Origin of the sequence: Phreatobacter sp. AB_2022a, from assembly GCF_026847585.1 — a bacterium.
Taxonomy (GTDB): Bacteria; Pseudomonadota; Alphaproteobacteria; order Rhizobiales; family Phreatobacteraceae; genus Phreatobacter.
Genome location: NZ_JAPSET010000020.1, coordinates 74,750 through 94,628, shown reverse-complemented (window position 1 = coordinate 94,628; position 19,879 = coordinate 74,750). Strand labels below are relative to the sequence as shown.

At 68.6% G+C, this 19,879-nt stretch carries 18 protein-coding genes and 1 pseudogene; 12 read left to right on the top strand and 7 right to left on the bottom strand.

Annotated features, from left to right (window positions below; all coding sequences use genetic code 11):
- Positions 1-16: 16 nt before the first annotated feature.
- The gene (locus tag OZ671_RS16210; protein ID WP_268861702.1) at positions 17-502 is read right to left on the bottom strand and encodes a MarR family winged helix-turn-helix transcriptional regulator; all 486 of its coding nucleotides are present in this window, start codon (positions 500-502) and stop codon (positions 17-19) included.
- A gap of 179 nt (positions 503-681) precedes the next feature.
- On the opposite strand from OZ671_RS16210, the gene OZ671_RS16205 reads away from it, so the two are divergent.
- Genes OZ671_RS16205 through OZ671_RS16190 form a run of 4 tightly spaced genes read left to right on the top strand, consistent with a single transcriptional unit; the run spans position 682 to position 4,862 of the window.
- Positions 682-1,695, top strand: a complete 1,014-nt coding sequence (locus OZ671_RS16205) for a fumarylacetoacetate hydrolase family protein (RefSeq protein WP_268861701.1) — start codon at positions 682-684, stop codon at positions 1,693-1,695.
- Positions 1,692-2,933: a cytochrome P450 gene (locus OZ671_RS16200; RefSeq protein ID WP_268861700.1), complete on the top strand. Its 1,242-nt coding sequence runs from the start codon at positions 1,692-1,694 to the stop codon at positions 2,931-2,933. The genes OZ671_RS16205 and OZ671_RS16200 overlap by 4 nt, the downstream gene beginning before the upstream one ends.
- A 5-nt stretch (positions 2,934-2,938) precedes the next feature.
- Complete coding sequence (locus OZ671_RS16195; protein WP_268861699.1) at positions 2,939-3,892, top strand: MBL fold metallo-hydrolase; 954 nt, start codon at positions 2,939-2,941, stop codon at positions 3,890-3,892.
- A gap of 16 nt (positions 3,893-3,908) precedes the next feature.
- Positions 3,909-4,862: a DMT family transporter gene (locus tag OZ671_RS16190; protein WP_268861698.1), complete on the top strand. Its 954-nt coding sequence runs from the start codon at positions 3,909-3,911 to the stop codon at positions 4,860-4,862.
- Between the two features lie 26 nt (positions 4,863-4,888).
- On the opposite strand, the gene OZ671_RS16185 is transcribed toward OZ671_RS16190, so the two are convergent.
- Entirely contained in the window at positions 4,889-6,385 is a 1,497-nt protein-coding gene (locus OZ671_RS16185) for a hypothetical protein (protein ID WP_268861697.1), read from the bottom strand.
- Positions 6,386-6,695: 310 nt separating this feature from the next.
- Here OZ671_RS16185 and OZ671_RS16180 point away from each other — a divergent pair, with 310 nt between their 5' ends.
- Positions 6,696-8,081 carry a class II 3-deoxy-7-phosphoheptulonate synthase gene (locus tag OZ671_RS16180; protein ID WP_038304952.1) on the top strand — a complete coding sequence of 462 codons (1,386 nt, stop codon included), beginning with the start codon at positions 6,696-6,698 and terminating at the stop codon, positions 8,079-8,081.
- A gap of 79 nt (positions 8,082-8,160) precedes the next feature.
- On the opposite strand, the gene OZ671_RS16175 is transcribed toward OZ671_RS16180, so the two are convergent.
- Positions 8,161-8,958 (bottom strand): outer membrane protein, encoded by a 798-nt coding sequence (locus OZ671_RS16175; RefSeq protein ID WP_328286370.1) that lies wholly within the window; start codon positions 8,956-8,958, stop codon positions 8,161-8,163.
- 275 nt (positions 8,959-9,233) lie between these two features.
- On the opposite strand from OZ671_RS16175, the gene OZ671_RS16170 reads away from it, so the two are divergent.
- The 3 genes from OZ671_RS16170 to OZ671_RS16160 all read left to right on the top strand — a co-directional run bounded on the left by OZ671_RS16170 (position 9,234) and on the right by OZ671_RS16160 (position 12,447).
- A complete protein-coding gene (locus OZ671_RS16170; protein WP_268861695.1) occupies positions 9,234-10,973 on the top strand; it encodes an NAD+ synthase in 1,740 nt (579 codons plus the stop codon).
- 154 nt (positions 10,974-11,127) lie between these two features.
- Positions 11,128-11,829, top strand: coding sequence for a ribose-5-phosphate isomerase RpiA (rpiA, locus tag OZ671_RS16165; RefSeq protein ID WP_268861694.1), 702 nt, complete (start codon positions 11,128-11,130; stop codon positions 11,827-11,829).
- 54 nt (positions 11,830-11,883) lie between these two features.
- Positions 11,884-12,447, top strand: coding sequence for a DUF2059 domain-containing protein (locus OZ671_RS16160; protein ID WP_103169519.1), 564 nt, complete (start codon positions 11,884-11,886; stop codon positions 12,445-12,447).
- A 90-nt stretch (positions 12,448-12,537) separates the two neighbouring features.
- Here OZ671_RS16160 and OZ671_RS16155 read toward each other — a convergent pair whose 3' ends face one another.
- From OZ671_RS16155 to OZ671_RS16145, 3 genes are read right to left on the bottom strand one after another with little or no spacing between them, the layout of a single operon-like run.
- Positions 12,538-14,043, bottom strand: a complete 1,506-nt coding sequence (locus OZ671_RS16155; protein ID WP_268861693.1) for a tripartite tricarboxylate transporter permease — start codon at positions 14,041-14,043, stop codon at positions 12,538-12,540.
- Between the two features lie 11 nt (positions 14,044-14,054).
- Complete coding sequence (locus tag OZ671_RS16150) at positions 14,055-14,528, bottom strand: tripartite tricarboxylate transporter TctB family protein (RefSeq protein WP_268861692.1); 474 nt, start codon at positions 14,526-14,528, stop codon at positions 14,055-14,057.
- Positions 14,528-15,505 (bottom strand): Bug family tripartite tricarboxylate transporter substrate binding protein, encoded by a 978-nt coding sequence (locus tag OZ671_RS16145; protein ID WP_268861691.1) that lies wholly within the window; start codon positions 15,503-15,505, stop codon positions 14,528-14,530. The genes OZ671_RS16150 and OZ671_RS16145 overlap by 1 nt, the downstream gene beginning before the upstream one ends.
- Positions 15,506-15,753: 248 nt before the next feature.
- Here OZ671_RS16145 and gor point away from each other — a divergent pair, with 248 nt between their 5' ends.
- Positions 15,754-17,130, top strand: a complete 1,377-nt coding sequence (gene gor / locus OZ671_RS16140; protein ID WP_268861690.1) for a glutathione-disulfide reductase — start codon at positions 15,754-15,756, stop codon at positions 17,128-17,130.
- On the opposite strand, the gene OZ671_RS16135 is transcribed toward gor, so the two are convergent.
- Complete coding sequence (locus tag OZ671_RS16135; protein WP_268861689.1) at positions 17,112-18,029, bottom strand: LysR family transcriptional regulator; 918 nt, start codon at positions 18,027-18,029, stop codon at positions 17,112-17,114. The two genes, gor and OZ671_RS16135, sit on opposite strands and share 19 nt — an antisense overlap.
- Before the next feature lie 110 nt (positions 18,030-18,139).
- Here OZ671_RS16135 and OZ671_RS16130 point away from each other — a divergent pair.
- The 3 genes and pseudogenes from OZ671_RS16130 to OZ671_RS16120 form a co-directional block, all read left to right on the top strand.
- Positions 18,140-18,283, top strand: a pseudogene (locus tag OZ671_RS16130) (DUF1127 domain-containing protein); the annotation flags it as partial.
- Between the two features lie 81 nt (positions 18,284-18,364).
- Positions 18,365-18,916 (top strand): GNAT family N-acetyltransferase, encoded by a 552-nt coding sequence (locus OZ671_RS16125; protein WP_268861722.1) that lies wholly within the window; start codon positions 18,365-18,367, stop codon positions 18,914-18,916.
- A gap of 498 nt (positions 18,917-19,414) precedes the next feature.
- Positions 19,415-19,873, top strand: a complete 459-nt coding sequence (locus OZ671_RS16120; RefSeq protein ID WP_268861688.1) for a YybH family protein — start codon at positions 19,415-19,417, stop codon at positions 19,871-19,873.
- Positions 19,874-19,879: the final 6 nt, after the last annotated feature.

Genomic DNA, 19,879 nt, shown 5'->3' with positions numbered 1-19,879 from the left:
TCGATGTCTGCGCCCGTCAGCCGTCGCCGAGCAATTGCAGGCCGCGGGCGGTGAGCTTGCCGATGAGGCTGTCGAGCGCGGTTCGCTCGGCGACCGTCAGGCCCTCGGTCAGGCTCGCCGCGAAGGTCAGCGCCACCGGCACGAGGTCGTCATAGATCGCCCGGCCGGGCGCGGTCAGCGACAGGAAGGCTTCGCGCAGGTCCTGCCGGTTGGCCCGCCGGCGGACCAATCCGCGCTCCTCGAGAATGGCGACGGCGCGCGACACCTTGGTCTTGTGCATGCGGCTGTGGGCGCCGATGTCCTTGGCGGTCAGCGAGCCGAACTGGCCGAGCGTCGCCATGACCCGCCATTCGGGAATGCCGATGCCGTAGCGTTCGGCATAGATGCGCGCGAGGCCCTGGCTGACCACCGTCGCCAGCACGTTCAGCCGGTAAGGCATGAAGGTTTCCAGCTCCAGCCTCGCGGCCGCGCCTTTCGATCCCTGCCCGACCTCAGCATCCATGCGACCATTCCCCTGCCGGCGGTGCCGCGCCGGCGAGCCGATCCTAGGTGGCGGCGCCGATGCGTGCAACGCGCAGGCCTCAAGGCGCTGGCCAATCCCGCCGCGACAGGCTTTGATGGATGCGTCCGGGCCAATGCCGGCCGCGGGCGCGAAATCGAAAGCTGCAGGGGTCGCCGCCCATGAAACTTGCCTCGCTGAAGCACGGCCGTGACGGACGGCTGGTGGTGGTGTCCCGGGACCTCACGCGCGCCACCGACGCCTTCCCGGTCGTAGCGACGCTGCAGGCCGCACTCGACGACTGGGAGCGATACGGGCCGCGCCTCGCCGACCTCGCCGAGCAGCTCGAGATCGGCTCGGTGCCTTCGTTCCGGTTCCACGAGCACGACTGCATGAGCCCGCTGCCGCGGGCCTTCCAGTGGGCCGACGGCTCGGCCTATGTGAACCACGTCGCCCTGGTGCGGCAGGCGCGCGGCGTCGAAATGCCGCCCTCGTTCTGGACCGATCCCCTGATGTACCAGGGCGGCTCCGACACGTTTCTCGGCCCGCGCGACCCGATCCCGCTGCCGGACGAAGCCCATGGCATCGATTTCGAAGGCGAGGTGGCGGTGATCACCGGCGACGTGCCGATCGGCGTCACCCCGGCGCAGGCGCGCGGCCTGATCCGCCTCGTCATGCTGGTCAACGATGTCAGCCTGCGCAACCTGATCCCGGCCGAGCTCGGCAAGGGTTTCGGCTTCTTCCAGTCGAAACCGTCGAGCGCGTTCTCGCCGGTCGCGGTCACGCCCGACGAACTCGGCGATGCCTGGCGGGACGGCAAGCTCAACCGGCCGCTGCTCGCCTTCTATAACGGCGAACCGTTCGGCAAGCCCGAGGCCGGCGTCGACATGACCTTCGATTTCGGCACGCTGATCGCCCACGCCGCCAAGACGCGCGCGCTCGGCGCCGGCACGATCGTCGGCTCGGGGACCGTATCCAACCGCGACGCCGATGGCGGTCCCGGCCGAACCATCGCCGATGGCGGGCTCGGCTATGCCTGCATTGCCGAGCTGCGCACGGTGGAAACCATCCGCGACGGCGAGCCGAAGACGCCGTTCATGCGTTTCGGCGACGCGGTGCGCATCGAAATGAAGGATGCCAGGGGTCATTCGATTTTCGGCGCCATCGACCAGATCGTCCGGAAACATCACCCATGACGATGGCCTCCGCCGCCGGGCCGGTCGACCTGGCCGACATTGCCGCGCGCTTCGACCTCAGGGCGCCGCCCGCGGGCTTCGTCGAGGATCCCTTCCCCGTCTATCGGGCGCTGCGCGAGCATCAGCCGGTCAAGCGGATGCCCGATGGCTCGGTCTTCCTGACCCGGCATGCCGATCTCGAGGCGGTCTACAAGGACACGGCCACCTTCTCCTCCGACAAGCGCGCCGAGTTCGGGCCGAAATACGGCGACAGCCCGCTGTTCCGCCACCATACGACGAGCCTCGTCTTCAACGATCCGCCGCTGCATACGCGCGTGCGCAAGATCCTCGCCGGCGCGCTCAATCCACGCGCCGTCTCGGCGCTGGAACCCGACGTCGTCGGCCTGGTCGACCGGCTGATCGCGGCCATGGCCGGGCGCGGCACGGTCGACCTCATCGAGGATTTCGCCGCGGCCATTCCGGTCGAGGTGATCGGCAATCTGCTGGCCGTGCCGCATGACGAGCGCGAGCCCCTGCGCGACTGGTCGCTCGCCATTCTCGGCGCGCTCGAGCCGGTGCTGACGGACGAGCAGATGGCGCGCGGCAACGCCGCCGTCACCGCTTTCCTCGGCTATCTTGAAACGCTGGTGGCGCGCCGCCGGCGCGCGCCCGGCGATCCCGACAAGGACGTGCTGACCCGGCTGATCCAGGGCGAGGCCGACGGCGACCGCCTGTCGGAGATCGAGCTCCTGGAGAACTGCATCTTCATCCTGAATGCCGGCCACGAGACCACCACCAACCTGATCGGCAATGCGCTCTGGCTGCTCGACCGCTGGCCGCAGGAGCGGGCCCGGCTGATCGCCGATCCCAGCCTCGCGCGCACGGCGGTGGAAGAGGCGCTGCGGCTGGAAAGCTCGAACCAGCTCGGCAATCGCATCACCACCGGGCCGGCCGTGGTCGGCGGCGAGGCGCTTTCCGCAGGCACCCGCCTGACGCTGTGCATCGGGGCCGCCAATCGCGACCCCGCGGTGTTCGCCGATCCCGACCGCTTCGATATCGGCCGGCAGCCGAACCGGCATCTCGGCTACGCCTCGGGGCCACATCAATGCGTCGGCATGGCTGTCGCGCGTCTGGAGGGCCGCGTCGCCCTGGGCCGTTTCATCGCCCGCTTTCCGTGCTATCGGCTGACCGGAACAGCGGTGCGGACCGGACGCCTGCGTTTTCGCGGCTTCCAGTCGCTGCCCGCCCTTCTGGAGTAGATCCATTGAGCAAGGCCTTTGCGTCCACCGCCGATCTCGGCCCGAAAAAGATCTCGTTCGATCAGCTCGGCGAAGGGCTCTTCGCCTATACCGCCGAGGGCGATCCGAATTCCGGCATCATCGTCGGCGACGACGGCTGCATGGTGATCGACGCCCAGGCGACGCCGGCCATGGCGGGCGACGTCATCGCCAGGGTGCGCGAGGTCACCGACAAGCCGATCAAATATGTGGTCCTGTCGCACTATCACGCGGTGCGCGTGCTCGGAGCCTCGGCCTATGACGGCGCCACGATCATCGCCTCCGAGGCGACGCGCGGCCTGATCGTCGAGCGCGGCGAACAGGACAAGGCGAGCGAGATCGGCCGCTTTCCGCGGCTGTTTCCGGGTGCCGAGTCGATTCCGGCCGGCCTCACCTGGCCGCATGTCACCTTTCCGCGCGAAATGACCGTCTGGCTCGGCAAGCGGGCGGTGCGGCTGCTGCATCTCGGTCGTGGCCACACCGCCGGCGACATCGTCGCCCTGGTGCCCGATGCCGACGTCGCCTTCACCGGCGATCTCGTCGAATATCATTCGGCCTGCTATTGCGGCGACGCCCATTTCAAGGACTGGCCTGGAACGCTCGACGCGATCGCCGCCCTCGATGCGAAGGCCATCGTGCCGGGCCGCGGCGCCGCTCTGACCACGCCGGCCATGGTCAAGGACGGGCTCAGCCTGACCCGCGACTTCCTGTCGACGCTCTATGCCTCGGTCTCCGACAGCGTCGCGCGGAAGCGCTCGCTGAAAGAGGCCTTCGACGCCGCCCGCACGGCGATGGACCCGAAATTCGCGTCCTTCGCCATCTACGAGCACTGCCTGCCGTTCAATGTCTCCCGCGCCTATGACGAAGCCAGCGGCATCGACTGGCCGGTCATCTGGACCGACGTCCGCGATCGCGAGATGTGGGCGAAGCTCCAGGACTGAGCGCGCCGGGTGGATCATGCCGATCGGAATTCTCGCGGGCCTTGCCGCCGGCGCGCTGTGGGGCCTGACCTTCGTCGCGCCGCTGATGGTCGCGCCCTATCAGCCGCTCGACCTCGTCGTGCTGCGCACCCTGGTGTTCGGCCTGATGTCGCTCGCCATCCTGGCGCTGCGCGGATTTCGTGACGTTGCCGCCCTGCCGCGCGGCATGGGCCTGACACTGATCCTGCTCGGGGCCGCCGGCTTCAATCTCTATTTCGCGCTGATCGCGCTCGCCGTGCCGCGCGCCGGAACGGCGATCGTCGCGCTGATCATCGGCGCCCTGCCGGTCGCCATGGCGCTCGGCGGCAACCAGGGCTCCGACCGCCTCTCGCCGAAGCGGCTCGTGCCGCCGCTGGCGGCCATCGCCCTGGGACTTGCCATCGTCAACGGCGCCGCGCTCGGCGCGGCCCCGCCCACCGGCCGGATCGGCATAGCCGCCGGCGTGCTGATGGCCGTGGGCGGCTTTCTCAGCTGGTACTGGTACGGCATGCGCAATGCCGCGGTGCTGCGCCGCGGCGAGGTCAAGGCCGATGCCGTCGGCTGGACGGCGCTGACGGGGGCAGCGACGCTCGTCAGCCTGCCGCTGCTGGCCGCCGTCGCCTGGTTCTCGGGGCTTTCCGCCGTGCCGAGCCTTGGCCTCGATCCGGCGCGGCTGGGCCCGCTCGTCGCCTGGAGCTTCGCCGTCGGGCTCGCCTCCTCGTTCCTCGCGACCTGGCTCTGGTCGATCGCCTCGACCCGCCTGCCGGTTTCGCTGGCGGCCCAGCTCATCGTTTCCGAGACGCTGTTCGGCCTTTTCTACGGCTTTGCCCATGCCGGACGCCTGCCGACACCGGCGGAGGCCGCGGCCATCGTGCTGCTGGTCGGCGGCGTGATCGGCGCGATCCGCGCCTTCATGCCGGCGGCGGACGCAGCCGGCGCGCCCGGCCATTGACGGGTTCGAGACGGCCGCGCCCGCGGTCAGCGGACGCCGCGGTCCCAGAGATTGCGGGTGATCTGGACGAAGGCGGTCGAGCGCAGGCCGGCATCGTTCATCGCGGCCGCGATCTTGGTCATCAGCACCGGGTCGCCCGAGGCAATCGCCACGTCAAGCATGATCGCCCATTCGTCGTCGGCCGGCTCCTCGCCCTTGTTGCCGGCGGCGATGTCCTGCATGCGCGCCGTCAGCCGCTCCACCCGTGCCATGTACTCCTTGGCGCCGGTCGAGGTGATGCGGGCGGCGAGCGCATCGACGGTCGCCTTCGGCCCCTTGCCGACGATCGAGCGCCAGAGCGTCTCGAACATGACGCCGATACGCTCCTGGTCGAAGGTGACGCGGTTCAGCTCGTCGAGCCGGCCGGTGCTGACGAAGAGCTCGCGGGCCTGATCGACCGCGCCCTGCGCGACCAGCATTTCGAGCACCGTGTCGATCACCGCGCCCCGCGCCGGCCCGGCCGTGTCGGCCGCGGCCGCCACGGCCACCAGCTTGTCGACCGGCAGCGCGCGCATCTGGCCGATATCCTCGTCGATCGACACGGTCTCGCCGGCCGGCAGCTTGAGCGCGGGGCCGAGGAGACGGAGCCAGTCGGCCCGGCCCTCGCGCATGAGGACGCGCAGGAGCTTGCTCGCCCCTTCCGTATCGGCCGCGGTGTCGAAGGCGGGCCGGCCGGCAAGGCCGACCTTGAAGGCCTCGATATTGCCGGCCGCGACCGCGCCGCGCAGGAAAGTGTCCCAGCTCTCGCGGCGGGCCGTGTCGGCATCGTCGAACGGCACCGTCTGGTTGGCGCGGGCGCCGCGCGCCCATTCGTCGATCGAGCGACCGATCGCCTGGTCGCCGCGGGCGCCGGCCTGCAGCGCCTGCGCGAGCCGGCGCGTGAACCGGTCCTTGATGCCCGCCGCGACTGCGTCGGCCTCGGCCGGCGCGCGCGCCAGCGCAATTTCCAGGATCTCCAGCTTCAGGTCGTCCCGGCTGTCGGTCTCGACCAGCCGGTCGACCCGCGCCAAAGCCTCGCGCACCCGGCCGGCGCGGGCCTCGTCGAGAATCAGGACGGACGGTTCGGCGAGCGCGTCCGGCTGGGCGCGGTCGAGGCCGAGCTCCCGATAGGCGCCGGGAAAGTCGCCCTTGCGGGCCAGGTGCTCGGCGCGCACCGGCACGATGCGCTCCTTGATGCCGTCGACGGTCGCGATCGCCGCCCAGGCCTCGTAGCGCTGCATCCAGCGGTCGCGCGCCGCCAGATCGGGATCGGCGGCAATGAAGGCTTCGAAGGCGGCCGTCGCCGCCCAGCCTTCGGCCTCGTCGCGCGCGGCCGCGAGCGCGAGCTCGGCGGTGCAGCTCGGCTGCGGCTTGGCGATGCAGGCCGCCTGGTCGACATTGACCTCCAGCCTGTGCCCCGGTGTCTGCGCGATCGCCGCCGCGGCGAGACCGAGCGCAACCGTTGCGACGGTCGCGAGCATGACGGAGCGCAGGACACGGGTCATTTCAAAGCCTCGATATCGTTGCTGGAGCAGTCTGGTGATACCCGGTGTCGTTTTGATTTCGCCGCCTGCCCGGCATCTGATATCGAGGTGAGGCGAACGGTGAAATCGCGACACTGAAAGCGCGTACAAGACAGAACGGAAGAACGCAACGTGCGGTTCCGGAAAGGAAAGCGGGCGCTGATTCGCAGCACTCGCCCGCACCGCAGTCGTCGTGTATAAGCCGCGATCCTGATCGGAACGTGTCCATCGCGGCACGACCCGATCATTATTGACGATCATTGTGATGCGTCGAGCCCCTTAGGAGGATGACATGGGCGAGCGTTGGAGCCCGTCGAGCTGGCGGTCGAAGCCGATCCTGCAGGTGCCGGTCTACAAGGACCAGGCTGCCCTTCAGGAGGTTGAGAAGCGCCTTGCGGGCTTTCCTCCGCTCGTTTTTGCGGGCGAGGCGCGCAATCTGACGAGAGCCCTCGCAAAAGTCGCAAAAGGCGAGGCCTTCCTCCTGCAGGGCGGTGACTGCGCCGAAAGCTTCGCCGAGCACGGCGCCGACAATATCCGCGACTTCTTCCGCGCCTTCCTGCAGATGGCCGTGGTGCTGACCTATGCCGGCGGCATGCCGGTGGTCAAAGTCGGCCGCGTCGCGGGCCAGTTCGCCAAGCCGCGTTCGTCCGACACCGAGACGATCGACGGCGTAAGCCTGCCTTCCTATCGCGGCGACATCATCAACGACATCGCCTTCACGACGGAAGCGCGCGAGCCCGATCCGCAGCGGCAGGCCATGGCCTATCGCCAGTCGGCCGCCACGCTCAATCTGCTGCGCGCCTTCGCCTATGGCGGCTATGCCAACCTGGACAACGCGCTGAAGTGGATGCTCGGCTTCGTCAAGGACAGCCCGGCGACCGACAAGTACCGGCACCTGGCCGAACGGATCCAGGAAGCGCTGGACTTCATGCGTGCCTGCGGCATCGATCCGGAAGCCCATCCGGAAATGCGCACGACCGAGATGTTCACCAGCCACGAGGCGCTGCTGCTCGGCTACGAGGAGGCGCTGACCCGCGTCGATTCGACCAGCGGCGACTGGTACGCGACCTCCGGCCACATGCTGTGGATCGGCGATCGCACACGCCAGCCCGACCATGCTCATGTCGAATATTTCCGCGGCGTGCAGAACCCGATCGCCTTCAAGTGCGGGCCGAGCCTCGACCCGGACGGCATGCTGCGCCTGCTCGACATCCTCAATCCCGAGGACAAGGCCGGCCGGATCACGCTGATCTGCCGGTTCGGCGCCGACAAGGTCGAAAAGCACCTGCCGGCGCTGGTCCGGGCGGTGGCGCGCGAAGGCCGCACCGTGGTCTGGTCGTGCGATGCCATGCACGGCAACACGATCAAGTCGGCCAACAGCTACAAGACCCGCCCGTTCGACCTGATCATGAGCGAGATCGAGCAGTTCTTCGCCATCCACGAGGCCGAAGGCACCTATGCCGGCGGCATCCACCTGGAAATGACCGGCAAGAACGTCACCGAATGCACCGGCGGACGGGCGGCGATCACCGATACCGACCTCTCCGACCGCTACCACACCCACTGCGACCCGCGGCTCAATGCCGAACAGGCGCTGGAAGTGTCGTTCAAGGTGGCCGAGCTCCTGAAGCGCCAGCGGCTCAGCCGCGGCCCGGGCGTCCGCGAGGCCGCCGAGTAAAAGGCGGCGCCTGCGATACGAACGAAAGCCCGTGCCGGCGACCGGTACGGGCTTTTTTTTCGACTGACGGGCGCTGCGGTCAGTACTTGATGCCGACGCCGGCGCGCACAGTATGCAGCGTCATCGCGACGCCGCCGAGGCTCGGCACGCGCAGATACTGATATTCGCCGCGCACGAAGATATTGTCGGTGATCAGCGCCTCGAGGCCACCGCCGGCGACGAAACCGAAACCAGTCGCATTCGGAGACGACGTGGTATTGAGCGGCGGATCGCCGGTGATCGGCGTGAACGGCCTTGTCCAATCGACGCCATCAGTCGGTGCCGTATCGATGCGCGAGGAGCCAGCATCATAGGAAATCGAGGTGCTGCCGCGAGCCAGGGCGACGCCTACGGTCACGTAGGGCATGAAACGGCCGTAGGCCCAGCCGGCCCGCAGTCGCGCGGTGAAATAGTCCTGCAGATATGCGGAAACTGATACTCGCTGCGAGAAAGCGTCGGTGAAGCCGGACGAGGGATAGAGGACCGCGTAGGGCTGAGTCCAGGACCTGGTGCCGCCTCGCCCGCCACCAACGCGCGTATAATCGACCTCGAAGCCGACAACCGCATCCTCGAATTGTGCCTGATAGCCCGCGAAGAGACCGAAGATCGTCGGCGACGATCTGACCGCGCCAACCTGGATCATGTCCGGCGCTGCTGGCAGATTGCTTGCCGAACTGCCGAGGTAGATCAGACCCGTCAAGCGGCGCGTCGCCTCCGAACGCGCAGCCGAATTGCCGTCGAAATTCGCCGAACCGACACCGCCGTGAATACCGCCATAGAGGCCGCCCCAGTTCGGGCCGCTCGCCTCGTAGGCCGGCAGCGAGCCGCGCAGCGCCATGTCGGCGGCCGTTGCCCCCGTCGTCGCGGCCAGGACGGCCGCGAGCGCCGTCGCTCCCAAAGCGGCCGATGCACGCCTTGCCATGACCTGTTCCTCCAGCGCCGGAATCGGCCGCAGCGACCAATGCCGAACAGCTCATTCATGGATCATCAAGGTTACCGCCGCGTTAATCACATGTCCGGCCACGTCAAGACGAGGCGGGCTTCGGCCAACGCAAAGCCGCAAGACCGCTGCGGCATTGAGAACGGCCCGGCCCCGGTCTACATCATGACCTCATGTCCCAGCCTCCCTCCTCGCTCCGCATCGCGATCGCCCAGCTCAACCCGGTGATGGGCGACGTCACCGGCAATCTCGCCAAGGCCCGGGCGGCGCGCGCCGAAGCCGCGGCGGGCAAGGCCGACCTCCTCGTCTTCTCCGAGCTGTTCATCTCCGGCTATCCGCCGGAGGACCTGGTGCTCAAGCCGGCCTTCCAGGCGGCCTGCCGGCAGGCGACCGAGGCGCTCGCCCGCGAGACGGCGGATGGCGGACCGGCCCTGATCGTCACGACCCCCTGGGCCGACGGCGGCCATGTCTACAATGCCGCGGTCTATTGCGACGCCGGCCTGATCCAGGCCGTGCGCTACAAGGTGGACCTGCCGAACTATTCGGTGTTCGACGAGAAGCGCGTCTTCGCGCCGGGACCGCTGCCCGGACCGATCAACATCCGCGGCGTCCGCATCGGCGTGCCGATCTGCGAGGACATCTGGGCGCCCGACGTGGTCGAGACCCTCTCGGAAACCGGCGCGGAGCTGCTGATCGTGCCGAACGGCTCGCCCTATCGCGAGAGCGTCTATGACGAGCGGATGAACGCGATCGTCGCGCGCATTGCCGAAGCCGGCCTGCCGATGATCTATCTGAACCAGGTCGGCGGGCAGGACGAGCTCGTCTTCGACGGCGCCTCGCTGGCCGTCAATGCCGACCACAAGCTCGCGCTGCAGCTGCCGGCGTTCAAGGAAGCCTTCGCCATCGTCGAGGCAAAAAAGAGCGGCGGGCGCTGGAGCGTCTCCGGACCGATCGAGAGCCATGCCAGCGGCGACGAGGCCAACTACCAGGCCTGCGTGCTGGGCCTGCGCGACTATGTCGAGAAGAACCGCTTTCCCGGCGTGGTGCTCGGCCTGTCCGGAGGCATCGATTCGGCGCTGTGCGCGGCGATTGCCGTCGATGCCCTCGGCGCCGGCCGCGTCCACTGCGTGATGCTGCCCTATATCTACACGTCGGAGGAATCGCTCGCCGACGCCCTCGCCTGCGCCCGGGCGCTCGGCGTGCGCTACGACGTGCTGCCGATCGCCGACGCGGTGAAGGGTCTCGAAGCGGCGCTCGATCCGCTGTTCCAGGGTACCAAGCGCGACATCACCGAGGAAAACCTGCAGAGCCGGGCCCGCGGCACCATCCTCATGTCGATCTCCAACAAGTTCGGCGCGATGGTGGTGACGACCGGCAACAAGAGCGAGATGTCGGTCGGCTACGCCACCATCTATGGCGACATGAACGGCGGCTACAATCCGATCAAGGATCTCTACAAGACGGAGGTGTTCCGCCTCTGCGCGCTGCGCAACCGCTGGAAGCCGGACGGCGCGCTCGGCCCCGACGGTCAGGTGATCCCCGCCAACATCATCGTGAAGCCGCCATCCGCGGAATTGCGCGAGAACCAGAAGGACCAGGATTCGCTGCCGCCCTATGACGTCCTGGACGCGATCCTCGAACGCCTGGTCGAAAGGGAGGCGTCGGTCGCCTCGATCGCCGCCGAAGGCTATGATCTGGAGACGGTCAAGAAGGTGGAGCGGCTTCTCGCCATCGCCGAATACAAGCGGCGCCAGGCAGCTCCGGGCGTCAAGGTGACGGCGCGCAATTTCGGCCGCGACCGCCGCTATCCGATCGTCAACCGCTTCCGCGACCCGGGCACGGCGCTGCCCGGCCCCGACCTTGCCGTGATGAGCCCGAACGCCGCCCCGCGGCTCGACGTCGTCGACTTCTGACCTGCCCTGCCGGGTGAGGCGCGCGACATCTGTGGACGGCCGGCCACGGCGGGCGGCGGCATCGGCCATCAGGCCGATGGAACCGCTCTAAACACTGGACCTTCGCAGCCGGCCGCGCTATCCGCCTTGGCACGTTTCACCCGGACCCCTGCCCATGAGCGATCCCGAGGCTCTCAAGCGCGATGCCGCCGCCAAGGCGCTGTCCTTCGTCGAGGACGGCATGCGTCTCGGCCTCGGCACCGGCTCGACCGCCAAACATTTCGTCGACCTGCTCGCCGAGCGGGTCGCCGGCGGCCTGAAGGTCGTGGGCGTGCCGACGTCGGAAGTGACGCGCCGGCAGGCCGAAAGCCTGCGGGTGCCGCTGACGACGCTCGACGAGACGCCTGAGCTCGACCTGACCGTCGATGGCGCCGACGAGATCGATCCTCAGCTCAACCTGATCAAGGGGGGCGGCGGGGCGCTGCTCCGGGAAAAGATCGTCGCGGCCGCCTCGCGGCGCATGATCGTCATTGCCGACGCCTCCAAACAGGTCCAGACTCTCGGCCGTTTCGCCCTGCCGATCGAGGTCAACGGCTTCGGCCTGGAAGCGACGAAACGGGCGATCGCCCGGGTGCTCGCCGAGGCCGGCTGCCCGGGCCCGCTGAATCTGCGCAAAACCTCCGACGGCCATGTTTTCGTCACGGACGGCGGTCACATGATCCTGGATGCGGCCTGCGACAGGATTCCCGATCCGGCCGGGCTCGCATCCCGCCTTCACACCGTGCCAGGCGTCGTTGAGCACGGATTGTTCATCGGTCTTGCCAGTTTTGCGATCATTGCTTCCCCTGGCGGCGCGGAGGTCGTAGGACGTGTCTAACGCCGACGCAGCCGTGGCCTCTTGCGGCCGTTCGCTCTCTCGAGGAGTTCTTTGATGTTCGCCCGTTCGTTCGCCGCTGCCGCGCTGGCCGCCGCCGCCATGGCTGCGCCGACCGCCGTCCTGGCGCAGAATGCACCTGTCCAGCGCCCGGGTGCGCTGATCGCCCAGGCGCCGGCCGCCCAGCCGCAGGCTCCGCAGCCCTCGGCGGAGCAGGTCGCGCTCGCCCGCCAGGTGGTCGAGCTGTCGGGTGCCTCGACCTCGTTCGAGAACGTCATCCCGGCCTTCATCGAGCAGGCCAAGGCGATGTTCCTGCCGACCAATCCCGATCTCGGCCGCCAGTTCAACGAGGTCGGCGAGCAGCTCAAGACCGAGTTCCAGCCGCGCGTCAACGAGCTGATCCAGTCGATCTCGGTGGCCTATGCCCAGCGCTTCACCCTCGACGAGCTGAAGCGGATCCTGGCCTTCTACCAGTCGGCCGAAGGCCAGAAGCTGGTGCGCACGGTGCCCTCCATCATGGAGGAGACTTTTGCCCGGTCGCAGCAGTGGAGCCAGGTCGTCACCCGCGACCTCGTCCAGCGCTTCCGCGAGGAGTTCCAGAAGCGCGGCATCCGGCTCTGAGCCGGGACGCCGGCCACCGGCGGAACGCAACGCTATCGGATCGAAGGCCGGCCTTGCGCCGGCCTTCTTTTTTGCCGCAGGCGGCGCGGATCAGTCTTCATCCGCCTTCATGGTCCAGCCGAGCTTCCGCCAGAGCAGCGGGCCGAGCAGGGCGATGGCGGCAAGGGCCAGCAGCGCCGCCGAAACCGGGCTGGTGACGAGCACGGTCGGATCGCCGTTCGACAGCTGAAGCGCCCGGCGCAGCTGCGTCTCGGCCATCGGGCCGAGGATCATGCCGACAATGACCGGCGCGATCGGATAGTCGAACCGGCGCATGAGGAAGGCGAGAAGGCCGAGCGCCAGGACGCAGGCGAGCTCGATCAGCGAGCCCTTCGCCGCCAGCACGCCGACCGTCGCGAACATGAGAATGCCGCCATAGAGCCAGGGGCGGGGGATCATCAGGAGCCGCACCCAGACGCCGACCAGCGGCAGGTTGAGCACGATCAGCATGACATTGGCGATGAACAGCGAGGCGATGAGACCCCAGACGACGTCGGGCGAATTGACGAAGAGCAGCGGCCCCGGCTGCAGATTGTACTGCTGGAAGCCGGCCAGCATGATCGCTGCGGTGGCGGTGGTCGGGATGCCCAGGGTGAGGAGCGGCACCAGCGTGCCGGCGGCCGCAGCATTGTTGGCAGCTTCCGGCCCCGCCACGCCCTCGATGGCGCCCTTGCCGAACTCCTCCGCATGGGGGCTGAGCTTCTTTTCCGTGGCGTAGGAGAGGAAGGTCGGGATTTCGGCGCCGCCCGCCGGCAAGGCGCCGATCGGGAAGCCGAAGGCCGTGCCGCGCAGCCAAGGCTTCCAGGACCTCCGCCAGTCCTCCGCCGTCATCCAGAGCGAACCGCGGATCGCCTCCACCGTCTCGCTGCCGGCCCGTCCGCGCGAGGCCGCCACCGCCATGGCCTCGCCGACGGCGAACATGGCGACGGCGACCGTCGTCACCTCCAGGCCGTCGAGCAGGTCGGGCACGCCGAAGGCAAGGCGCGTCTGGCCGGTGAGCTTGTCGATGCCGACGAGGCCGAGCGTCAGGCCGACGGCGAGCGAGGTGATACCGCGCAGGCGCGACGAACCGAAAGTGGCCGACACGGTGATGAAAGCCACCACCATCAGCGCGAAATAGTCCTCGTAGCTGAAGGAGATGGCGATCTCGGCCAGGCTCGGCGCGAGCAGGGTCAGCAGCGCCGTGGCCAGGGTTCCGGCAACGAAGGAACCGATGGCGGCGGTCGCGAGAGCCGGACCGCCACGGCCGGCGCGGGCCATCTTGTTGCCCTCGAGCGCGGTGACGATGGAGGCGCTTTCGCCCGGCGTATTGAGCAGGATCGACGTGGTCGAGCCGCCATACATGCCGCCGTAATAGATGCCGGCGAACATGATGAGCGAGCCGCCGGGATCCATCTTGAAGGTGACGGGCAGGAGCAGGGCCACCGTCATGGCCGGGCCGATGCCGGGCAGCACCCCGACGGCGGTGCCGAGCGTGACCCCGATCAGCGCGAACAGGAGGTTGGACGGCTGGGCCGCGATGGCAAGGCCATTGAGCAGGGCGTCGAAAGTTTCCATTCGCTTGGCGCTCAGAACAGGGTTTCGACAAAGCCCGAAGGCAGGGTCAGGCCGAGCAGGCGGACGAAGCCGAGATAGACGACGAGCGCCAGCGCCGCGCCGACCAAGAGATCGACGAGCGTGCGGGCCGAGCCGAAAGCCCGCGCCGTCGCCGCGAACAGGACGGCGGCCCCCGGCACGAAACCCGCCGTCTTGATCAGGCCGATCATCGCGGCGAGGCCGCCGCCGATCCACAAGACCGCGCCCCAGTCGTCGTCCTCGCGCGCGGGCACCTCGCCGCGCAGGCCCTCGCGTATGGTGAGCCCGCCGAGCACGGCCAGCAGGATGCAGACGGCGAAGGGCGCCATTTGCGGGCCGATGGCCTGGTTGCCGAAACTCGCCCTGAGTTCCCAGGACTGCCAGAGCACCACGGCGGCGACCGCGATCAGCCCGATGCCGATGGCGATGACGGCCCGGTCGGGCCCGGCGCGACGGCCCTCCTCCATCAGGTCCTCACCAGTCCGACCTGACGCAGCACGGCGTCGACCCGCTTGACCTCGTCGGCAAGGAAGGTCGCGAAGGCCTGACCGTCGAGATAGGTGTTCTCCCAGCCCTTCTGTGCCAGCTGGTTCGCCCAGGCCTCGGACTTGGCCATGTCGCTCACCACCTTGGTCAGGCTCGCACGCTGCGCGTCGCTCAGATCGGGCCCGCCGAAGACGCCGCGCCAGTTCTGAACGACCAGGTCGAAATCGGCATCCGCGAGGGTCGCCCCCGGCAGGCCGGCGGTGCCTTTCGGCGCCGCGATGCCGATCCAGCGCAGCCGGCGGCCCTTGACGTGCTGCTCGAACTCGCCGATGCCGCTGACCCCGACCGTCACCCGGCCGGAAATGATCGCGGCCAGCGCCTCGCCGCCGCCGGAATGAGCGATGTAGTTGACCTTGGAGCCGTCGGCGCCAGCCTTGCTGGCGAAGGCGGCAGCGGTAATGTGGTCGACACCGCCGGCGGAGCCGCCGCCCCAGCTCACCTTGGTCACGTCGGCCTTGATCGCGTTGACGAGATCGGCGACCGACTTGATCGGCGAATTCTGCGCGACCACCAGCGCCTGCCATTCGCCGGTGAGGCGCGCGATCGGCGTCACGTCGCCGAGCGTCACCGGCGACTTGTTCATGAGGATGGCGCCGACCATGACGAAGCCGGACACCAGGAGGCCGGTCGGATCGCCCTTGAAGCCGTTGACGAACTGGGCGAGGCCGTTCATGCCGCCGGCACTCGGCACGTTCGTCACCTGCACCGAGCGCACCATCTGCTGGCCGGTGAGGACGGACTGGATCGTCCGGGCCGTCTGGTCCCAGCCGCCGCCGGGCGCGGCCGGGACGAGCAGCTTCAGTTCGGGCATCGCCTGGGCCAGCGCCGAGGAACCGAACATGGCAGCAAGGCCGGCCGCAGACGCGGCGACGGCCTGCCTTCGCGTCAAGACGCTCATCATATCCTCCCTGAATCGTTGGTCGACTTTCGCCGTCCCGGCCAGGGGCGGCCATAGAGGGGTAACCCGTATTTCGGCGCCCCAAGGGTCCGCCGCGCCACGCGCATGCCGGACCTGTCCTGCGGGACGGGCGATCTGTCGCCAGAGCGTTCCGATCGTTATGTTCCTGCCTGTGTTTCCAGATTCGGCACGCGCCCGGGCCGGACGAGACCCATTGAGACGGGCGTTCGATGCGAGAGGATGAAGCCATGGCCCATGATGTCGATCTGTTCGTCATCGGCGGCGGTTCCGGCGGGGTCCGCGCCGCCCGGATCGCGGCCGGTCATGGCGCCAAGGTCAAGATCGCCGAGGAATATCGGGTCGGCGGCACCTGCGTGATCAGGGGCTGCGTGCCGAAGAAGCTGATGGTCTATGCCTCGCAGTATCATGAACATTTCGAGGATGCCCGCGGCTTCGGCTGGACCGTCGGCGAGACCCGTTTCGACTGGGCGACGCTGATCGCCAACAAGGACAAGGAGATCGCCCGGCTGGAGGCGGCCTATCGCGCCAATCTGGAGCGGGCCGGTGTCGAGATCGTGCCCCAGCGCGCCGTGGTGACGGGGCCCCACAGCGTCCGCCTCGCCGACGGCAGCACGGTGACCGCCGGCACCATCCTGATCGCGACCGGCGCCTGGCCGTCCGACGACGACACGCTGGTCGGCCGCGAGCACATGATCTCCTCGAACGAGGTCTTCCATCTTGCCGAACGCCCCGACCATATCGTCATTGCCGGAGGCGGCTATATCGCGGTCGAATTCGCCGGCGTGTTCGCCGGGCTCGGCACGAAGGTGACGCTGGTCTATCGCGGCGAAAAGATCCTGCGCGGCTTCGACGAGGACCTGCGCGACCATCTCATGGCCGAATATGCCAAGAAGGGCATCACCCTCGTCATGGGCGAAACGTTCAGCCGCATCGACAAGACCGGCGACGGCTTCACCGTGCATTTCCGCAACGGCCATGCCCCGATCGCGACCGACCTCGTGCTCGGCGCCATCGGCCGGCGGCCGAACACGGCCGGCCTCGGCCTGGACACGGCGGGCGTCGCGCTCGACGAGATCGGCGCGGTCAAGGTCGACGCCGAGAGCCGCTCGTCGGTCGCCTCGATCTACGCCGTCGGCGACGTCACCAACCGGGTCAACCTGACGCCGGTCGCGATCCGCGAGGGCCATGCCTTCGCCGACACGGTGTTCGGCGGCAAGCGCTGGGCGGCCGACCATGCCAACATTCCGACCGCCGTCTTCTCGGAGCCCGAGATCGGCACGGTCGGCATCACGGAGACCGCTGCCCGCGCCTCCGGCCGGGCCGTCGACATCTACCGGGCCACGTTCAAGCCGATGAAGCACACTTTGAGCGGCCGCGACACGCGCATGCTGATGAAGCTCGTGGTCGACGGCGAGACGCAGAAGGTGTTGGGCGTGCACATTTGCGGGCCGGATGCGGGCGAGATGATCCAGCTCGCAGGCATCGCCGTGAAGATGGGCGCCACCAAGGAAGACTTCGATTCGACCATGGCGGTCCACCCGACCGCCGCGGAAGAGCTCGTCACCATGCGGACGCCGAGCGCGCGCTATCCGAGGGCGGGCTGAGCGGCGCCCTGCGGACCGTCGCCTGCGCCGGTCAGCGCCTCGATCATCGCCTTGAGCGCCCGGCCGAGCGGCTTGTCGCGCCGCAGCACCAGGACGAGCCGGCGCGACAGCCTGGGCGTCAGCGAGCGGACGACGAGGCCGTCCGCGGCGTCGTCCGGCACCGACAGGCGGGGCAGGATCGCCGCGCCGAGACCGGCCGCGACCAGTTGCTTGATCGCCTCGACGCTGCCGAGCGACATGACCGGCTGCAGCCGGATGCCCGAACGGGCGAACCATTCGTCGGCAAGCCGCCGGGTATTGGCGCCCGGCTCGTAGAGCAGCAGGGGCAGCCGCGACAGGGCTTCGGCGGTCACGGTTGCCGGCAGGGGTGGCCCGTCGCTCGCCTGAATGGCGACGAACTCGTCCTCGCAGACCGGCAGCGTTTCCAGCATCCGACCGGAAACCGGCAGGGTGACGAGGCCGATGTCGAGGAGATTGTCCTCCACCGCCTTCACCACATCGGCCGTGTTGCCGGTACTGACCGTGATCTCGATGGAGGGCAGGCGCTGGCGCAGGGCCCTGAGGATCGGCGGCAGGAGGTAGATGCAGGCGGTCGCGCCGGTGCCTAGCCGCACCCGGCCGACCGTACCCGAGGCATGGCGTGCCATGCCGTCGAGCATGGCGGCGACGACATCGTCGATGCGCGCGGCGTGGGCCATCAGCTCGCTGCCGGCGGCGGTCGGCCTGACCCGCCGGCCGACACGCTCCACAAGGCGGCTGCCGAGCCGCTTTTCCAGCTGGCGCACCGCGAGACTGACGGCGGGCTGGCTGATCCCGGCGCGCTCCGCCGCGGCCGAAAAGCTGCCGAGCTCGACGACATCGGCGAAGCGTCGGAGCTGGTCGAGGCTCAATCCGCTCATCTCAAACAAATCCTTATGCAGCGAATAATTTCCAGAAGCTTCCATTATGGGTGAGGCGGATGCAAGGTTGGTTTGCCGGCGTCGAGACCGGCCCAACCGGTTGACGGATCATGGCGTGGCTGCCGCAACGACTGGCCGGAATCGCGGTGGAGGTGGGACGCTATCTCGTCGCCTCGCCGCACTCGCGCCTGGCGCAATACCAGGCGCTGCGCGAACTCGACGACCGCCTGCTCGCCGATGTCGGACTGACGCGCGGCACGGTCACGGCCAGGGGTCTCCGGCCACTGCGCACCATGATAGGAAGCCATGATGGCGCCAGCCTTGAAGGAACGGACATGACGCTGAACGACGCGACGAAGGCCTCCGACATTCTGGTCCGCGACGCCCGGCCCGAAGACATGGCGGCAGTGCAGGCGATCTACGCGCATCATGTCCTGCATGGTCTCGCGACGTTCGAGGAAACGCCGCCCTCGGTGGACGAGATGCTGTCGCGCCGCAGCGCCGTGCTCGCCGCCGGGCTTCCCTATCTCGCCGCCGAACGGGGCGGCCGGATCGTCGGCTACAGCTACGCGACCAGCTACCGGCCACGCCCGGCCTATCGCCATACGATCGAGGACTCCGTCTATGTCGCCGACGGCCTCGGCGGCCAGGGCATCGGCACGCGGCTGCTCGGAACCCTCATCGCCCGCTGCGAGACCGGCCCGTGGCGCCAGATCCTGGCGGTCATCGGCGACAGCGGCAACAGCGGCTCGATCGCCCTGCACCGCCGGCTGGGCTTCCAGCCGGCCGGCACGCTCCGGTCCGTCGGCTTCAAGCTCGGCCGCTGGGTCGATACCGTGCTGATGCAGCGTGTGCTGGGCGACGGCAACGGCAGCCCGCCACGCTGAACGCGTCACCACGCGCCGTGCTGCCGCCTCCCGACCGCAAGCACCGGCGGGGATTCGCGCGGCCGGCGGCCTCGATTCCGCCGAATTGCAGATCGTGGTTAAACGGCGGTTGCCGTGGTGCGCCGCCGCGCCAATCGCACGCATAAGTTGCATTTCAGGAACGTGCAGGGAGCGGCGCACGCGGCGCCGATTGTGGCGCAAGCGGCTCCCAAGTCCGCGTTTCTCCCGACATTCGATCGCGCCGGAGCCGATGGGCAGGCCTGCAACCGATGCGGCGATTCCTTCCGGACCTATCCGATCGCCTGTGTTCCACAGGCCAGCCGTGGTCATTGAAGCATGTCGCGGCCGCACGGAAACGGCCTTGAAACCGTGTTCAATCGTTCACTGCAACCGTTTGTAAGGACTTGGGCCGCAAAAGCTCCCCCGCCCGCGCCGATGCCGCGTGCATCGCAGCGCATCCGGCCTCGCCGTCCCCAAACATCAACGGAATGTCATGCCATGCCATCGAGCTGGACCTCGTCCCTTGCCGCGGCCGCGCTGATGGCGCTCGTGCCCTTCGCCGCTGAAGCGGGCCCGAAGGACGAGGCGCAGGCGACGCTGGCGGCCTGGGAGGCCGCCTTTAACGCGGGCGATGCCGACGCGGTCGCGCGGTTCTACCTGCCGGATGCCACCGTGCACGGCCTGGTCAGCTCCACCCTGATCATTGGCGAGGAAGCGTTGCGCCGCTATTTCGCCGCGCCCTTGAAGGCACGCGCCAGGATCGCCTTCGGCGATACGACGCTGCAGGAACTCGCCGGCGATACGGTATTGGCGACCGGCTACGAGGAAGCGTCGGCCATGCTGCCGGACGGACGCGCGATTTCGATCCCCGGACGCTACACCTTCGTTCTGGTCAAGCGCGACGGCGCCTGGCGCATCGCCCATCAGCACTCGTCGAGCCGCTTCCGGCCGCAATGACGCGGA

Bases quoted from the DNA above. Each gene is read 5' to 3' on its own strand.
- OZ671_RS16210 (WP_268861702.1), bottom strand. From the start codon at position 502: ATGGATGCTGAGGTCGGGCAGGGATCGAAAGGCGCGGCCGCGAGGCTG.
- OZ671_RS16205 (WP_268861701.1), top strand. From the start codon at position 682: ATGAAACTTGCCTCGCTGAAGCACGGCCGTGACGGACGGCTGGTGGTG.
- OZ671_RS16200 (WP_268861700.1), top strand. From the start codon at position 1,692: ATGACGATGGCCTCCGCCGCCGGGCCGGTCGACCTGGCCGACATTGCC.
- OZ671_RS16190 (WP_268861698.1), top strand. From the start codon at position 3,909: ATGCCGATCGGAATTCTCGCGGGCCTTGCCGCCGGCGCGCTGTGGGGC.
- OZ671_RS16185 (WP_268861697.1), bottom strand. From the start codon at position 6,385: ATGACCCGTGTCCTGCGCTCCGTCATGCTCGCGACCGTCGCAACGGTT.
- OZ671_RS16180 (WP_038304952.1), top strand. From the start codon at position 6,696: ATGGGCGAGCGTTGGAGCCCGTCGAGCTGGCGGTCGAAGCCGATCCTG.
- OZ671_RS16175 (WP_328286370.1), bottom strand. From the start codon at position 8,958: ATGGCGCTGCGCGGCTCGCTGCCGGCCTACGAGGCGAGCGGCCCGAAC.
- OZ671_RS16170 (WP_268861695.1), top strand. From the start codon at position 9,234: ATGTCCCAGCCTCCCTCCTCGCTCCGCATCGCGATCGCCCAGCTCAAC.
- rpiA (WP_268861694.1), top strand. From the start codon at position 11,128: ATGAGCGATCCCGAGGCTCTCAAGCGCGATGCCGCCGCCAAGGCGCTG.
- OZ671_RS16160 (WP_103169519.1), top strand. From the start codon at position 11,884: ATGTTCGCCCGTTCGTTCGCCGCTGCCGCGCTGGCCGCCGCCGCCATG.
- OZ671_RS16155 (WP_268861693.1), bottom strand. From the start codon at position 14,043: ATGGAAACTTTCGACGCCCTGCTCAATGGCCTTGCCATCGCGGCCCAG.
- OZ671_RS16150 (WP_268861692.1), bottom strand. From the start codon at position 14,528: ATGGAGGAGGGCCGTCGCGCCGGGCCCGACCGGGCCGTCATCGCCATC.
- OZ671_RS16145 (WP_268861691.1), bottom strand. From the start codon at position 15,505: ATGAGCGTCTTGACGCGAAGGCAGGCCGTCGCCGCGTCTGCGGCCGGC.
- gor (WP_268861690.1), top strand. From the start codon at position 15,754: ATGGCCCATGATGTCGATCTGTTCGTCATCGGCGGCGGTTCCGGCGGG.
- OZ671_RS16135 (WP_268861689.1), bottom strand. From the start codon at position 18,029: ATGAGCGGATTGAGCCTCGACCAGCTCCGACGCTTCGCCGATGTCGTC.
- OZ671_RS16125 (WP_268861722.1), top strand. From the start codon at position 18,365: ATGACGCTGAACGACGCGACGAAGGCCTCCGACATTCTGGTCCGCGAC.
- OZ671_RS16120 (WP_268861688.1), top strand. From the start codon at position 19,415: ATGCCATCGAGCTGGACCTCGTCCCTTGCCGCGGCCGCGCTGATGGCG.